The organism is Exiguobacterium sp. SH0S7, assembly GCF_004337195.1.
GTDB classification, from domain to species: Bacteria; Bacillota; Bacilli; order Exiguobacteriales; family Exiguobacteriaceae; genus Exiguobacterium; species Exiguobacterium aurantiacum_A.
In genome coordinates this window covers 65,509-81,756 of record NZ_SJVA01000008.1, presented here as the reverse complement: position 1 = coordinate 81,756, position 16,248 = coordinate 65,509, and the positions used below count along the sequence as shown (strand labels likewise).

Annotated in this window: 14 protein-coding genes; 5 read left to right on the top strand and 9 right to left on the bottom strand. The window is 53.9% G+C overall.

The window, feature by feature from the left end; all coding sequences use genetic code 11:
* Nucleotides 1–143 precede the first annotated feature (143 nt).
* The gene (locus tag EVJ22_RS12085) at nucleotides 144–470 is read right to left on the bottom strand and encodes a hypothetical protein (protein WP_016510351.1); all 327 of its coding nucleotides are present in this window, start codon (nucleotides 468–470) and stop codon (nucleotides 144–146) included.
* A 121-nt stretch (nucleotides 471–591) separates the two neighbouring features.
* Between EVJ22_RS12085 and EVJ22_RS12080 the strand changes: the two genes are divergently transcribed.
* Nucleotides 592–1,026: a hypothetical protein gene (locus tag EVJ22_RS12080; protein WP_131444007.1), complete on the top strand. Its 435-nt coding sequence runs from the start codon at nucleotides 592–594 to the stop codon at nucleotides 1,024–1,026.
* A gap of 28 nt (nucleotides 1,027–1,054) precedes the next feature.
* On the opposite strand, the gene rluF is transcribed toward EVJ22_RS12080, so the two are convergent.
* The 3 genes from rluF to EVJ22_RS12065 all read right to left on the bottom strand — a co-directional run bounded on the left by rluF (nucleotide 1,055) and on the right by EVJ22_RS12065 (nucleotide 3,924).
* Nucleotides 1,055–1,765, bottom strand: coding sequence for a 23S rRNA pseudouridine(2604) synthase RluF (rluF, locus tag EVJ22_RS12075; RefSeq protein ID WP_131444006.1), 711 nt, complete (start codon nucleotides 1,763–1,765; stop codon nucleotides 1,055–1,057).
* Between the two features lie 59 nt (nucleotides 1,766–1,824).
* Nucleotides 1,825–2,472 (bottom strand): C39 family peptidase, encoded by a 648-nt coding sequence (locus tag EVJ22_RS12070; RefSeq protein ID WP_131444005.1) that lies wholly within the window; start codon nucleotides 2,470–2,472, stop codon nucleotides 1,825–1,827.
* A gap of 75 nt (nucleotides 2,473–2,547) precedes the next feature.
* Entirely contained in the window at nucleotides 2,548–3,924 is a 1,377-nt protein-coding gene (locus EVJ22_RS12065; protein WP_131444004.1) for a YjiH family protein, read from the bottom strand.
* A gap of 276 nt (nucleotides 3,925–4,200) precedes the next feature.
* Between EVJ22_RS12065 and EVJ22_RS12060 the strand changes: the two genes are divergently transcribed.
* Complete coding sequence (locus EVJ22_RS12060) at nucleotides 4,201–5,193, top strand: MsnO8 family LLM class oxidoreductase (protein WP_071398736.1); 993 nt, start codon at nucleotides 4,201–4,203, stop codon at nucleotides 5,191–5,193.
* A gap of 39 nt (nucleotides 5,194–5,232) precedes the next feature.
* On the opposite strand, the gene EVJ22_RS12055 is transcribed toward EVJ22_RS12060, so the two are convergent.
* A complete protein-coding gene (locus EVJ22_RS12055) occupies nucleotides 5,233–5,544 on the bottom strand; it encodes a hypothetical protein (RefSeq protein ID WP_071398737.1) in 312 nt (103 codons plus the stop codon).
* Nucleotides 5,545–5,699: 155 nt separating this feature from the next.
* Here EVJ22_RS12055 and EVJ22_RS12050 point away from each other — a divergent pair, with 155 nt between their 5' ends.
* From EVJ22_RS12050 to EVJ22_RS12040, 3 genes are read left to right on the top strand one after another with little or no spacing between them, the layout of a single operon-like run.
* Nucleotides 5,700–8,921 carry an EAL domain-containing protein gene (locus tag EVJ22_RS12050; protein ID WP_071398738.1) on the top strand — a complete coding sequence of 1,074 codons (3,222 nt, stop codon included), beginning with the start codon at nucleotides 5,700–5,702 and terminating at the stop codon, nucleotides 8,919–8,921.
* The gene (locus tag EVJ22_RS12045; protein ID WP_071398739.1) at nucleotides 8,909–9,769 is read left to right on the top strand and encodes an MBL fold metallo-hydrolase; all 861 of its coding nucleotides are present in this window, start codon (nucleotides 8,909–8,911) and stop codon (nucleotides 9,767–9,769) included. Before EVJ22_RS12050 ends, EVJ22_RS12045 begins: the two co-directional genes overlap by 13 nt.
* Entirely contained in the window at nucleotides 9,769–10,206 is a 438-nt protein-coding gene (locus EVJ22_RS12040) for a GNAT family N-acetyltransferase (protein ID WP_071398740.1), read from the top strand. The genes EVJ22_RS12045 and EVJ22_RS12040 overlap by 1 nt, the downstream gene beginning before the upstream one ends.
* Before the next feature lie 28 nt (nucleotides 10,207–10,234).
* Here the strand turns inward: EVJ22_RS12040 and guaC are convergent, their stop codons facing one another.
* The 4 genes from guaC to EVJ22_RS12020 all read right to left on the bottom strand — a co-directional run bounded on the left by guaC (nucleotide 10,235) and on the right by EVJ22_RS12020 (nucleotide 16,161).
* Entirely contained in the window at nucleotides 10,235–11,218 is a 984-nt protein-coding gene (gene guaC, locus EVJ22_RS12035; protein ID WP_131444003.1) for a GMP reductase, read from the bottom strand.
* Between the two features lie 201 nt (nucleotides 11,219–11,419).
* Nucleotides 11,420–13,486, bottom strand: a complete 2,067-nt coding sequence (locus EVJ22_RS12030) for a PAS domain S-box protein (protein ID WP_233589704.1) — start codon at nucleotides 13,484–13,486, stop codon at nucleotides 11,420–11,422.
* 93 nt (nucleotides 13,487–13,579) lie between these two features.
* Nucleotides 13,580–14,764 (bottom strand): MFS transporter, encoded by a 1,185-nt coding sequence (locus tag EVJ22_RS12025; RefSeq protein WP_071398743.1) that lies wholly within the window; start codon nucleotides 14,762–14,764, stop codon nucleotides 13,580–13,582.
* Nucleotides 14,765–14,904: 140 nt separating this feature from the next.
* On the bottom strand, nucleotides 14,905–16,161 hold the full coding sequence (locus tag EVJ22_RS12020; RefSeq protein ID WP_071398744.1) for an MFS transporter: 1,257 nt from the start codon (nucleotides 16,159–16,161) through the stop codon (nucleotides 14,905–14,907).
* Between the last annotated feature and the right edge of the window lie 87 nt (nucleotides 16,162–16,248).

Sequence of the window (16,248 nt, the reverse complement as noted above, 5' to 3'; positions counted from 1 at the left end):
TTGTGCATCCGTCTTTGCCCGTCAAGTAGCGTTCGGCCACATGAATTTTGAAAGCCTTCGTAAATTTGACCATAAAAACACCCCATAAAAGTTGGATTTTTATGTCCAACTTTTATGGGGCAGTTCACTGTGCTCCTTTTTGTCTACTCTATAATCCCGACAAGTTCCATGACGAGCAGGACGAACAATCCTGAACCGAGGACGGCGGCGAAGAAGACGAGGACGGCGTACTCTTTTTGTTTCAAGATGGCCCACCAGCCGGTCACGAACGCCCCGAGTCCGAGTACGAAGAACGTGGTCATGTAGCTAAGTCGAAGCATGTGTGCGGCGTTGTCGCTCCAAAGCGTTGACGTGAACGTCGTGTCGAAGTTGTCGAGCAACAAGAACGGCACGTACATGGCGAGGAACAAGCCAATGAGAATGATCGACCACTTGCCGACCGAGGTGCGGGGGAACAAGGCGCCATTCATGACGAATCACCTCTTTTCGTTGCAACATCATCTGTATAGAACTATTCCCGTTTTGGTGAACGTTTGACTGATTTCGCCTAAACGACATGATATAGTCGGAATTAGAGAGCGGGTGACGAGAATGGTGTATCAATTTGAAATGGAACGAATTTGGATAGATGAGACGGAGTTGTTCTACCAGGTAAAACTTCAGCTCCGCTCATCCGTCTGTTCGAGCAATCAAAACGTATATATGCAAGATGAGATACTGCAAGAACTGATTGACTTTATAGCTGGATTAAATAACGCCTGGGGGAAAGAGCCATTGATTTGGCGGTTGTTCGACTCGGATGCGGATGACCAAAAAATCAGCCTTACGTTCACGTTGATTGATCGGACGGGAACGATCCAAGTCGACGTCTGGATTGACGACAAATGGGACCATGACCCGTTTGACCATTTCCATGCGGCCTTCAAGTTCAGGACGACGATGGGGCAGCTCGATGACTTGAGCACCCAACTCAAACGCTTCATCCGTCGTGAGACCGACCATGTCGCATCGCTCCGACCAGAATAAAGCAGCCTGAGATGTCTCAGGCTGCTTTTCAGTACCATTCTTTCGGTTCGTAATTCAATTCGCGGAACAACTGCTCGCGCTCTTTTTTCGATAAGTCGCGCCATTGTCCGGGCGGGAGCTTGCCGAGCGTGATGTTCATGACGCGCACGCGTTGAAGGCGGTATACCTCGTAACCGAGGACTTCACACATACGGCGGATCTGGCGGTTCAGTCCTTGCGTGAGCGTGATGTTGAAGTCGAACTTCGACAGCGGATGAACTTTACACGGTAACGTCTTCTGGCCGAGGATTTTGACGCCCGCTTCCATCTGTTCGACGAACTCTGGTGTGATCGGCTTGTCGACCGAGACGATGTACTCTTTCTCGTGCTCGCCCTCGGCGCGAAGAATTTCGTTGACGATGTCGCCGTCATTCGTCATCAAGATGAGCCCTTCTGAGTCTTTATCGAGCCGTCCGATGTTGAAAATACGGAGCGGGTGGTTGACGAGGTCGACGAGGTTGCCTTTGACTTTCTTCTCTGTCGTGCTCGTGACGCCGACCGGCTTATGAACAGCGATGTAGACGTTGTTGCGGGCGACGCGGGCGGCCGAACCGTTGACGAGTACTTCGTCACCCGGATTCACTTGGTCCCCGATTTTCGCTTTCTTCCCGTTGATCGTGACCCGTCCTTCTTCGACGAGACGATCGGCTTGGCGGCGGGACGCCTTGCCAGATTCACTAATAAATTTGTTAATACGCATGGTTACACGTCCTTATGAAATGATACTTCACTATACCGCATTTAGAGGGGGGATCACAATTACTGTCCGCTAGGAGGAAGGACGCGGGTGATGCTGCCCCAAAAGTTGAACTCGTTGAAGTCGATATAACGGATATTCTGTGAGCGATTGTCGAGCACCTCGAGCAAGACGACGTCCGGGAAGCCGGGCTTTTTAAAGATCATATAGCCGATTCCCGTGACGGAATGATTTTTATAAAATCCGTTCGCCATGTTCAAAATGAACGGTCGACCGGCGGCCAGTTCCCGTTCGAACGTCGACCACTTCCATAAATAGCGGGAACTCCCGTGCCCAGCATAGCCATAACGGGACCAGAGTTTTGTGACGATCGCACTGATTCGTGTCGGCGGCGTCCCTTTCTCGTCTTTGAACTGATGGGCGAGGGCGATCTCTCGCGCGTCTTGCTGGAGTTGAAACACGTCGTCAGGGATGTTGGGATAGCCGTGGTCATGGTAATAACGGAAAATGGCCGTCATCGATGTGAGGGTGCAATTGTTCTTCCCGCCATTGAACGCTTTTTGAAGCAACGCCGGGACCCCGTCAATCCGTTGCTTGGATTTCACCGTCCAATGTCCATGATAGCGGTCGTTCACATACGCTTCCGGGTCGATGATGCCGGCATAGCTTTTTTTCGCAATCTCGAGCTGTCCGGCGTAATGATGTTCCATGGCGCACCCCTCCCTTTTCTCCATTATACAAACAACGCCTCTTCTCAGGGAAATATGAGAAGAGGCGTTCTGTCTTCAAAAGACCAAGTGGGCGATCCCGACTACGATCGGGAGCGTGATGAACGTCCGGAGCAAGAAGATGAGGACGAGGTCGAAGAATGAAATCGGAAGTTTCGACCCGAGGAGCAGTCCCCCGACTTCCGACATGAAGATGAGCTGCGTGACCGATACAGTGGCGATGATGAACCGTGTCATCTCGCTCTCGATACCGCTGCCGAGCACGGCTGGCAAGAACATGTCGGCGAAACCGACGACCATCGTCTGAGCGGCGGCTTCCGCCTCCGGCACTTGCAACAGCATCAAAATCGGTTCAAACGGTTTACCGAGAATCGTGAACAGCGGTGTATGTTCGGCGATGACGAGTGCGATCGTCCCGACGGCCATGACAATCGGCAAAATACCGAGCCACATGTCGAGCACGTTTTGGAACCCGTCTTTCAACGTAGCGACGAAGCTCTTGCTTGAGCGTGACTTGAGCAACGCTTGACGGAGCGCCCATTTCGGCATCGAGACGTTGGCCGGTACCGGCTCTTCCGGTTTTAGTTCGGTCTCTTCATACGGGGTGTCGGATTTTTTCGACAACGGATAGATCCGTGGCATGATGAGTGCTGCGACGATACCTGACACGACGATGGCGCCATAATATTGTAAGAAGTAAGCATCGAGATCCATATACGACAAGATGACGATTGTGAACGTGATTGAGACGACCGAGAACGTCGTGGCGATGACGGCGGCCTCCCGTTTCGTGTAGTAGCCGTTCTCATATTGTTTCGTCGTCAACAGAATCCCGATCGTCGCATCTCCGACCCAAGAGGCGAGCGAGTCGAGCGAGGCCCGACCCGGCAGTTTGAAGAGCGGGCGCATCACTTTGATGAGCATCGTCCCAACGAACTCGAGCAGGCCGAAGTTCAATAGGAGCGGCAGCAACATGCCGGCAAATAAGAACGTCGCGAACAAAATCGGGATCAAATCATACAGCAACAGGCCACCCGTGAACTCGGATGTGATCATCTCCGGCCCGATCACGAGCAGCGTCATCACCCCGGCAATCAGACCGACGACCCGCATCCCGAACCAGAATGGCGTGACGTTGAACAGTGAATTGAAGTGTGGCCGCTCAAGGACGAACGCCGGTTTGGCCATGTACGTCCAAAGCGAACCGAGCACGGAGATGCCCATCATGATGACGGCGAGTGTCGGAACGACATCACCGATCAAACCGATCAACTGGTTTGACAAGAGAGCGACCGGGATGGTGAACCCCTCATCGGTCGGGATCGGCACGATGAAAAACATGAGACCGATTAAAGAAGGAATCAAAAATTTCAAAAAGTCGTTGGTCGTGAACGATGTCCCGTCTTGGCCAGGCTTGTTTGGTGTCTGATTCATGTTAGTTACCCCATTTCCCCGAAATAGTAATTGGCGCATATCACCAGCATGTCCCCATCATGCGTTTCGTGATTTGCTATGAAAGAATAGCATCTTCTCGTTCATTATAAAGAAGGGGTTACGTGCCTAGCAACAATCCGTTGTAATTTTCTGAAAAAAAGAGAGCGTTGCGATGAGCGGACTATTCGTATTGTCAGGTCGACTTTAGTATGATGACGGCGAGTCCTACAAATTCGAGATGTTCAACATATATACTATAAGGAGTGGATGATAACAATGAGATTAAGCGTCCTCGATCAAGCACCGGTGACGTCCGGACATACGTCAGAACATGCCTTGCAGAGCGCCGTCGAACTCGCCCAAGTGGCAGAAGAGCTAGGCTATTACCGGATGTGGATGGCTGAACACCACGGCGGCATGTCGTTCGCGAGTTCGGCCCCGGAAGTCATCGCGGCCTATATCGCTGCGAAGACAGAACGAATTCGTCTGGGGTCGGGCGGCATCATGATGATGCACTATTCGCCGCTCAAGATGGCTGAAGTGTTCAAGACGCTGAGCGCACTCGCACCAGGTCGAATCGACTTTGGGGTTGGCCGGGCCCCAGGCGGCGACGCCAACGCCATCTACGCGATGTCGCAAGGACAGAAGCCGATGATGGACGGACTGTATGAGAAATTACAGACGACACTCCAGCTGATCAACGATGAGACGCCGGAAGAACGGTGGTACAAAACGACGCCGGCCGCACCGACCGGGGTGACGCTCCCTGATGCTTGGTTGCTCGGCTCGAGCGGCAACAGCGCCGTCCAAGCCGGCCGCATGGGCGTCGGCTACTCGTTCGCCCAATTTTTTAACGGGGAACTGAGCAAAGACACGCTCGACACGTATCGGCACCACTTCACACCGTCCGCGTTCATGGAGAAGCCTGAAATCAACGTCACGTATCTCGTGACGACGGCCGAAACGGAGGAAGAGGCGGAATATTTGGCGCGTCCGTCCGACTTGTCACGCCTATTCCTGATGAGAGGGCAGCTGCGTCAATTGCTCAGCCCGGAAGCGGCTAACGATTATCCGCTCACCGAAGTCGATAAGATTCACATCGCCAACAACCGGGCCATCCATCTCGTCGGGACGCCAAAACAGATCGCGGCGAAATTGCAGGACGAGTCCGTGCAGTATGGCTTTGACGAGGCGATGATTTGCAGTATCCAACATACACAAGCACAGCGGTTGAACGTCTACCGTCTGCTCGCGAAAGAACTCCTCTAACGAAACGCTCCTTCTCATATCGGGAAGGAGCGTTTTAGATTAGCGGAATAGTTGCATGAGCACGAACAAGGCGACGAGTCCGCCGAGAGAGACAGTAAAGAAGACGGCGACCGAGCGTTCGTGGTTGCGGAAGATGGTGTACAGACCGACGACGAACGCACCGATGGCGGCGGCGATGGCTGACATCGAGAAGACGACACCCCATGTGTTATCGAACAAGGTGTCGAAGTTGAACGGTTGACCCGACTGGGCGATGAGGACAGAGACGACTAAGAGCAGAAAGACGGCGAGCAACAGGACGACGGACCATTTCCCTGGTCGCGTCTGTGGGTAGACGTTCCGACTGAGCATGGCGGTTCACCTCACTTTTCATCTAAACTCATTTACCTATACCCGATTTTTTTAGCTATTTCCAAAAATACTTCCCCTTTTTTTGAACGGTTTTATGAACAAGTCAGTGTAAAAGTTCTAAACTAAAAGAAATGGAGATTGTATGGAGGTAAAGTATGCAGCAGATGAAGGCCGATCCACATTATTTGTTCGATGTATTCGTCCGTTTGTATCGGATGGTCTTTTTGATGGAAGTGACGCCGAAAGGGTATCGTTACGTCCGTGTCAGTGAGCAAGGGAAGCGCGCGTCGTCGCTTCCGGACGATGTGAGCGGTCGCTATTTGCACGAGATGTATGCGCCGGACGTCGCGAACGAGTTGATTTTGCACTATGATGTGGTCGTTTCGTCTCGTGAGCCGGTCTATTTCATGTCAAAGATGAACATAGAAGCTAACACTGCACGCTTCGCCTCATCCATGCTCATGCCGCTCGAGGACGGCACCGGAGAAGTGCGCTACGTTCTCGGGTTGACGACCGACTTGTCGGAAGATGCGGAGATGAAGCTACTGAGTAGCATCGAGAACATCGATTATTTGACGGGCATGCCGAACTTGATGAAAGTGAAGCTCGAGCTTGAAAAACTGTTTGCCAAACGAGAGCGCGAGGAAGCGACGAGCGTCATGCGTTTCCACATCAATCGTTTTAAGATCATCCTGTCGCTCCAAGGGGTGGAGCGATCGCAACGTTTAATCAAAGAGATGACCCGTCACTTATCTGATTTGCTGCCGAATGGCTCGATCATCGGCCGCGTCGACGGGGAAGATTTCATCGCTGTACTGCCACATACCTCGATTGAGACGGCATACATGCACGGGGAACGTCTACTGGCGACAATCGCGGATTACACATACCATGTTGCCGAGACCGAGTTCACCCTGTCCGGTTGTCTCGGCATCAGTTCTGGCAGTGAAGACGCCGACCAAGTGATTATGAACGCGTCGACGGCATTGCTAGAAGCAAGGCAAGCCGGTAAACAGATGATCAAAGTGTATGAGAAAGATGATTATATGCAGCATTACATCGACGAGATGACGATCGAGATGGAGCTTCATAAAGGATTGAAGGCAGGCGAACTCGGCGTCGTCTATCAGCCGAAAGTAGACTGTCGGAATGACGCCGTCCATTTCGAGGCGCTCGTCCGCTGGAAGAACACGGTGCTCGGAAACATTTCGCCTGAAACATTCATCAAAATTGCGGAACAGTCACTATTGATCGAGGACATCACCGAGTTCGTGTTCGAACGCGTCTGCCGCGACTTGAGCGATCGACCCGAGCTGTTCAACGGCCGCCGTGTCGCTGTCAACTTATCCCCGGTCTTGTTCCGTCAAGACTACGTTCAAAGCAACCTGATCCCGCTTCTTAAGACGTATGGCCTCTCAGCTGATCAGTTCGAGCTTGAGATCACGGAACATACGCTCATGCAGGAACCGCTCATCGGGATCCAGACAGTCGACTACTTGAAGGCGGCGGGATTCCGTATCTTAATTGATGACTTCGGCGTCAGCTATTCGTCACTCAACTATTTGAAGATGTTCGACATCGATGGCATCAAGATCGACCGGTCGTTCATCAGTCAGCTCGATAAAGACAACGGATTAAAAGAATATGAGATCGTCAAACTGATTGTCGCACTCGCTAAAAAACTGAACTTAGCAGTCACGGCGGAAGGTGTCGAGACGGAAGCGCAGTACCGCGCGATCCAGCGGCTCGGATGCGACGACGTGCAAGGCTATTTCTTCAGCCGGCCGCTCTCGCTCTCTAACCTCGAGCCGGCACTTGAGACAATCGTCTGTCAATACGAGGCGCTGCGATTAGACGGCTCGGACCGGTCCAAGTTAGCGGTACGGTTCGATGAGACAGAGGCCGAACGATTGAAAACAATCCTTCGGCTCGAAATTTTAGATACCCCGAGGGAAGAGCGGTACGATCGCATCAGCCGACTCGTCGCGAAGACGCTCGGGATGCCGGTCGCGCTCATCTCGATCCTGACAACGGACCGGCAGTGGATCAAATCGTGCCAAGGCACCGATCTCGAAAGTCCCCACATCGATCGGAAATGGACGCTATGTGACCGCGTCGTGACCGGCCGGGGACCACTCGTGATTGAAGACGTCAAAACCGCGGAGGCGTTGAGTGAGAATCCGTTGCTCGAAGGGATTGGCTTTTATGCAGGTGTGCCGCTTGTGACGAGAAGCGGACATGTCATCGGAACGCTCTGCGTCACCGACGGAGTGCCCCGCTCGTTCGAGCATGAGGCGCTGCAGACACTTGAAGATTTTGCGCGTTGGGTGATGGCCGAAATCGAATTGACCGAACAGGCACGTGGCCAGGAGCGGCGTCAACAGACACTCGAGTCGCTGTACGAGGTGACGGCCATCCAAGCCCCGTTTGCTGACAAGTTGAAGCGAATTCAAGAAGTGCTCAGGGAGTGGATCGGTTATTCGCATGCAGTCATCTTCTCGACAGAATCACGCCAGCGCGTCCTGTCCGCTGATGGGGATGCCTGGATCGATTGGACGGACGAGCGCTTGCAGCACGTTCATGCGCTGACGACGGTCGGGCATCAAAAATTGAAACGTTCGGAGCTCGTCCTCGAAGGGGTCGAATTCGCATCGATGATCAGCTTGCCGTTATCAAACGAAGGCAAGACGTTCGGATGGGTCGTCTTCCTGGCGGAGCAGGGCAGTTTAAACGATGTGGCCGATGCGGTGGCAATTCACGAGATGACGGACACGATCTTACTCGTGACCCGTTGGATGGAGAACGAGATTCGCCGCGAGCGTAAACATCAGGAAGTGATCGAACTCATCACAAAAGACGGACTGACGAAACTGTCGAACCGTCACTCGCTCATGACGGATTTGAGACAGATGATGAATCGGAAACGGCCGGTAGCGCTCCTGTTCATCGATTTGGATGATTTCAAGCGGATCAATGATACGCACGGCCATCTTGTCGGCGATGAAGTGCTCGTTGAAGTGGCGAAACGCATCGGATCGTTCAGTCACATGCATGCAGGGAAAGCGTATCGGTTTGCCGGAGATGAGTTTTTGATTGTCATCGAGACAGGTCCAGAATCGCTTGAAGAAGCCGTTTTCGACCAACTATCGACCGTTATTTCCCAGGAAATGACGGTCGGGGACGGATTGATGCTCCATCTTTCGGCCAGTATTGGTGTCGCATACTCTGATGCTAGTTTGTCCTCCCTCGACACGCTCATCCATCACTCGGATGCGGCGATGTATATCGCTAAAAACGGTGGCGGGGACGGCTACTATATTTATGATTCGTATCAAGAAAACAAATCAATGAAAGGAGGGTGCTCATGCAGACGTTAAAACGCTACTCAGACCGCTTTTGGTATATGACGCCCGTTAGTGAGACGGACCGGCCGATCATCGGCGCGGTCGTCGGGGACACTCATACGCTCATGATCGATGCGGGCAATTCCGAGGCCCACGCGAACTTATTTTTAGACGCCTTGGCCGAGCGGGGGATCAGCTGTCCGTCGCTCGTCGCGTTGACGCACTGGCACTGGGACCACATCTTCGGTCTGTCGGCGTTACAAGATATCGTCTCGGTTGCGAGTAGGGCGACGAAATCGCGGATGGAGCGCCTCATACCATACAACTGGGACGACGAGTCGCTCGATGAACGCGTCGAGAGCGGCATCGAGATCGCCTTTTGTGCGGAGGCGATCCGGCTCGAGTTCGGGGACACCCGCTCGATGCAAGTCGTCCTACCGACCGTGACGTTCGACGACACATTGACGCTCGACCTCGGTGGCGTCCACGTCTTGTTGAAACACGTCGGGGGCGATCATACGGCCGACGCGGTCGTCGCTTATATCCCGGAAGAGAAAGTGCTGTTTTTAGGGGACGCGCTATATGCGAACTTGTATGCCCCGTCTTGGCAGATGACGGCCGGGGAGACGCTACGGTTGTTGAGCGTCCTCGACACGTTCGAGGCCGAGGCGTATGTTTGGTCACACGGTCAAGTGGCGACGCGGGCAGAGTATGAGAAAGACCGAGATGTGCTTCGACACTTAGCGCACATCACTCTTGATTTCCCGGGAAATAAAGAGTTGATAACGGCTCAATACGAACGCTTAACCGGTCGTCTGGTTGACGAAGAAGAGCAAGAACTGATCACGTTTTTTGTGAACGGGTCAGGTGGTGAAGCGTGATGGACATCATCCACATCCGTGAAGACGACGAGGCGTTCCAACAGTTTTTGACGAGTCGGTTGCGTGCGTTCAACGATGTTCATTCAGCGCATCACCGAGCGATTCGCAATGCCGACGTCCCGGTAATCCAGTTGAAAGTGGAGCGTGACGGTCAAGTGATTGCCGGACTGTTCGGTAGCGTCTACTGGGGCTGGTTCGACCTTGACCGGTTATGGGTTGACTCCAACCATACCGGTGAAGGGATTGGGACACGACTCCTTGAGGAAGGTGAGCGTCATGCCCGCGCACTCGGCGCCACGCAAGTAAAGCTGACGACATTTTCGTTTCAGGCGAAAGCGTTTTATGAACGTTTCGGCTACGAGGTGGCAGGCGTCCTCCGCGACTATCCCCCGGGCTCTGACTACTACATGATGACGAAACGTTTGACCGATGCATGAAAAAGGCGACTCGCGCGAGTCGCCTTTTTCAGTACACTTTATCCCCGTTGAAGATTGAGTTTTTCACCATGACGTAATCGACGGTACGTAACGCGTCGAGATTGTTCCCACCCGAGTATGAGATGGCCGACTGGAGGTCTTGCTCCATCTCGGTCAACGTGTCTTGAAGCGCCCCTTTGTGCTCGACGAACACTTTCTTGCCTTCGACGTTTTTCCGTTCCCCTTTTTGGAATTCAGAAGCCGACCCGAAGTATTCTTTGAGCCGTTTCCCGTCCTGCTCGAACGTCTCCCCCGGAGACTCGTCGTGACCGGCGAACAGTGAGCCGATCATGACCATCGACGCGCCGAAGCGGACCGATTTGGCGATGTCACCGTGCGTGCGGATGCCCCCATCCGCGATGATCGGTTTCGTCGCCGCCTTGGCACACCAGCGGAGCGCGGCGAGTTGCCAACCGCCTGTCCCGAAGCCGGTCTTGATTTTCGTGATGCACACTTTGCCCGGTCCGATGCCGACTTTCGTCGCGTCCGCCCCGGCATGCTCGAGCTCACGGACCGCTTCTGGTGTCCCGACGTTCCCGGCGATGACGAACGAGCTCGGAAGATGCTGTTTGATGTGTTGGATCATCCGGATGACCGCGTTCGAATGTCCATGTGCGATATCGATCGTGATGAATTCTGGTGTATGTCCCGCTTCGGCGAGCTGTTCGACGAACCGATACTCGTCTTCTTTCACGCCGACACTGATTGACGCGTACAGGCCACGTCCGTGCATGTCTTCGATGAACCTTAGCCGCGTTTCCGGATTGAACCGATGCATGATGTAGAAATAGCCGTTCTCAGCGAGCGAGAGCGCCACGTTCTCATCGATGATCGTCTGCATGTTCGCCGGAACGACCGGAAGGCGGAACGTGAGGCCGCCGAGTGTGACGCTCGCGTCACATTCCGAACGACTGTCGACGACACATTTTGCCGGAATCAATTGAATATCTTCATAATCAAACACTTTATCCATCGTTTGCACCCCTATTTACGAACATTTTAATTGAGTTACTTAGAAATACTTCGCCCATTCGGTAATGTAACGCATTTTTTGATGAAAGTCAAAGGGATGTATCGGAAAAATGTGTATTTTCAATACGATAACGTTATTTATATTCATAATGTTCGTGTTTAGGCTAATAGTATTGATGTTTCACGTGAAAAAGACCGCTAGTCAGCGGTCTTGAAACATCACATATCGGTTGCGGCCGTTCGACTTGGCTTCATAAAGAGCGAGATCGGCTTGTTTGAGCAATCGTTTCTTTGTCATGCCTGATTGGTACCGAGCGACACCGATACTCGACGTCGTGACGAACGTATGCCCTTCGATCTGCCACGGGTGCTGGAGCGAGGCAATCAGCTTGTCCGCGACCCGGTCAGGTGCTGACAAATCGGTATAGCGGATCAATACAGAGAACTCGTCGCCGCCGAAGCGGGCGATCACGTCTTGTTTCCGTAGCGCCCGGGTGAGACGGATCGAGAACTGTCGCAGCAGCTCGTCCCCGACGTCATGTCCGAGCGTGTCGTTGATTTGTTTGAAATGATCGATATCGAGCGAGAGGATGGCCAGCTCCTCGCCGTCCTCTTCAACCCTCGAGAGTGCCTCTTCTAAGTAAGCCAAGAAGTAACGGCGGTTGGGGAGCTCGGTCAGCGTATCGTGGTAGGCTAAGTGTTTTAGTTGTTTCTCGAGTACTTTACGCTGCATGATCTCACGGGTGACGGTTAAATAGTGCAGCAACGTCGCTTCTTCATAGATAGCCTGGATCTTCGTCTCGAGCCAAATCCATCTGCCGTCGTGGTGGAGGTGACGAAACTCGAGCGTGAGCGGCTCACTGCCGGCCGTCATCGCTTTGAGCTGTTGTCTCGTCGGCGTGACGTCTTCCGGGTGGATGAAGTCGAGCGTATTCTTGCCTTCGTAAACCGCAGGCGCATAGCCGAGGACGCTCTGATGGGACGGCGAGGCGTAGCGGACACGGCCGTTGCGCTCGAGGATGCAGACGAGGTCGCTCATGTTTTCCGTGATCAGCCGGTACTGCGTCTCGCTTTGGCGTAACGCCCGTTCCATCTCTCGTTTCTCGGTCACATCACGCAGGACGGTCATTACGGCGGTCGTCCCTTCATAATCAATCAATAGACTGCCGATATCTATATGTAAGTGCTGACCGGACGGCGCGACAAGGACGATTTCCGTGTCTTGGACAGGATCACCGAGCTGCAAGGCAGAAAGGCGTGTCCTCGTCGCCTCATGGTATTCGGCAGCAAGATATGTAAAGATGGATTCGCTCTCGATATACGTCTCCCCGATCGTCTCTAACGCCACGGCGTTCGCGTATAAGATCATGCCGTCTTTATGGACGATGATCCCTTCTGGAATCGTCTCGATGAGCTGGCGATAGCGTCGTTCACTCTCTTGTAAAGCGCGTTCGGCGGTCTTCTCCGGCGTATGGTCGATGATGATGGCGAATAGGCCGGTGATGTTGCCGCCGATCTCGATCGGGATGTTCAAGACGGCGAGGTCGAGCGCTTCGCCCGTCTTTTGATGCGCCGTGATCCCGTACTTGTGGGGCTTTCCGGATAAGGCGAATCGGAGTCCCTCGCAGACGAGCGGTTGTTCCGAGTCCGGCAGCCAGTCGAGGAACGAACGGTTGATGAAATCGGTCTCGCAATAGCCGGTGATGTTTGTGACGGCAGGATTGATCGATTTGACCCGAAGTTCGGGGTCGAGAACGAAAATACCGTGTGGCGAATAGCGGCGCAACGACTCATGCTGGTCTCGTAGAATCGATAGCTCGAGCTCACGCCGTTTTCGCTCCGTCACTTCCCGAACGACCGAGATGACGTGGGTGCAGGCACCGGATTCGTTGAACACCGGCGTCACTTCCGACTCGAAATAATGAAGCGGCAACAAGATCACATCTTGGTACTCGAGTGTTTCTGAGTAGAACGAATCAGCGAGGCGGTAGTCTTCATAGACGATGCTCTTTCGTGCGCGAATCGCCTCGTCATAATGGTGGGTGATGAGTGCGGCCGTCTCGGCCGGAACCATGTCGCCGACACACTTTCCGACGTCAGCGTCTGTCCAACCGATGGCCTGCTTCCCCGGCTCGTTCACAAATACATAGCGATAGGTCGAACCGTCCACTTCCATGAAGAACACAAAATCCGAGATTTTGTCGAACGTCTGGAGCAGGATGGAAGAATGGTGTTGGATCGTCTGGTCGGCGCGCATAATGTCCCTCATTTCAGTCAAGTTTTTGACACGTCATTTCTATATTACAACATTCATAAAAAGATGTGTGAACATTCAAAAAAAGACAGGACTGTAAAAGTCCTGTCAGGCAGCTTGCTTGAGACGGTCCCGTTCTTGGCGGCCGTTCATCACGTAATACAAGAAAATCGTCAAGGTGACGACCCCGGCGAGCAACAGATAAATGGTAGAGAAACCGGTCAGCGGGATGAGTAGCCCGATAAAGTAGGGACCGAAGCCGAGCCCGGCGTCGAGGGCGATGAAGAACGTCGACGTCGCCATCCCCATCCGTCCAGGTGAGGCCGACTTGACGGCGATGGCCTGTGTACCGGACTGGATATTGCCGAAGCCGAGCCCGATTAACGCCCCGGCGAGTAAAAGGCCCAAAGCGCTCGTCGCTTGGCTAAGGACGAGCAGCCCGACCGCGAAGATGAAGATGGCCGGATACATTACGACGTTGGCGCCACGCGCGTCCATGAGCCGTCCCGTGATCGGGCGCGACAACAGGACTGAAATCGAATAGACGAGGAAGAAGACGCTCGCCGCTTCGACGAGGTCGAGTTCGGTCGCGTAAAAGTTGATGTAAGACAAGACGCTTGAAAAACTGAGTGCGGCGATTGCGATGATGAGCGCGATTGGTAACGCCTTCGGTTCGACGAACGCCTTAAGTGACAACCCGCGAACGATTTCCGGATGGTCAGCCTCGGGAATGGTGACGAACAAGGCGCTCACCAAACTGACGACGCCGACGACGAGACAAGCGATAAAGATGGTCGAGAAACTCGTATATTGGCTCATCAGCAAGCCGACGAACGGGCCGATGGCGGTGGCGAGCGTCGAGCTCATGCTATAGTATCCGATGCCTTCGCCTTTTCTGGCGCCAGGGATGATCTGGGCGACAATCGTGCCGGTCGCTGTGCTCGATAAACCCATACCGAGACCGTGCACGAAGCGGGTGAACAGTAAGAAGCCGACGCCGAGGTCGACGAAATAAAGCAGGATCGTGGCCGTGAAGAAGGTCAGCCCGATCAACAACGTCTTACGCCGTCCGATTGAATCAATCAGTCGACCGATGAACAGCCGGCCGACGAGCGTACCGATGATGAAGATCCCGGTGACGAGACCGGCTTCACTTGTCGTCGCGCCGTATGTCGCAACGGCGTGAACGCCGATCGTTACCATGAGCAAGAAAAAGATGAGCGTCAAGAAGAAGTTGACGAGCGAGATGATGAGGAAGTCTTTCGTCCATAATTTTTGTGCGGTCAATTGCATCGGCGATGACGCCTCCTTATTTGTTTGAACCTAAATAGTTAGTAAACATAACTAAAGGAGTATAGCAAATTGATGAGAGCTTGTCAGAGACGACGCATTGTGCGTGAAAAACCGATTCGCGTTAGCGGATCGGTTCGTCATCAGATTAAACGGCGGCGGTACCAGAGGACGATCGGTACGAGAACGAGTGAAACGATTCCGCCGAGCAGTGACAGCGTCAAATAGCTCGACTGGGAGGCGATGATACCGGACAGCATGCCGCCCGAGGCGCCGGACAAGGCGATCCAGACGTCGACCGACCCTTGCGTCTTCGCTCTCGTCTCGGGTGTCGTTGCATCGACCAAGATGGCCGTCCCACTGATGAGACCAAAGTTCCAACCGACACCGAGCAAGACGAGACCGACGATCAACAAGAACAGCGAGTCGGCCGGTGCGAACGCCGCGACGACGCCGGCGAAGAATAACGTCACCCCAGAAGCGATGGCCATGATTTCACGGCCGACTTTGTCGACGAGCACGCCGGTCACGAGCGAGGGTAAATACATCGCACCGATATGGAAGCCGATGACGAGACCGACCGCGCTCAACTCATGGCCGTGCTGCCGCATGTGGACAGGTGTCATCGTCATGATGGCGACCATGACGATTTGGCTGAGCACCATGACGAAAGCGCCGACGTACACACCAAGGCGAGAGTGGACTTCTTCGGGTTGACGTTGCGTCGCGTCTGTCGATTGCTTCCGTTTCGATTCGATGGCTCGGGCGACGAGGAGCGGGTCAGGGTTCAAAAATACGATCAAGATGAGACCGGCCACGAAGTAGGCGGCTCCCGCGAGTAAAAACGGACCAGAAAGCGTCGGGATGCCGATGGCGTCAGCAACCCGCCCCATCGGTTCGACCAAATTCGGTCCGGCGACGGCACCGAACGTCGTCGATACCATGGCGATACTGACCGCGGTCGCCCGTTCGGTCGCATTCGCCAAATCCGTTCCGGCGTAACGGGCCTGGAGGTTACTCGCCGTCCCGGCCCCGTAAATAAGGAGCGACACGAACAAGAGCGGTACGCTCTCGAACGCGGCGGCAAAGATGACACCGAACGCACCGAGGGATCCCGTCAAGAACCCGGTCGCGAGTCCGACCCGGCGTCCGACCCGTTGCGATATCATCCCGATCAGAAACGCGGCGCCGGCAGAGCCGAGCGTGAACAGCGCCGTCGGGACACCCGCATACGCATCGGTCCCGAGCAGGTCACGGGCGAGAAGCGCCCCAACGGTAATACCTGCGGCGAGGCCGGCACCCCCGAAAATTTGAGACATCACGACGACGAACAACGTCCGTTTATACAGACGGCGTTGTTGCTCGCTGTCGGTCACATATGGATCAATCTTATTTCGCATGATACGATTCCTCCTCCATCAACTTATACCCCACCTAGTATAACGTTTGCAGGCGTGGAAAAGAAGGGTGGACAAAAAAGGACTCGA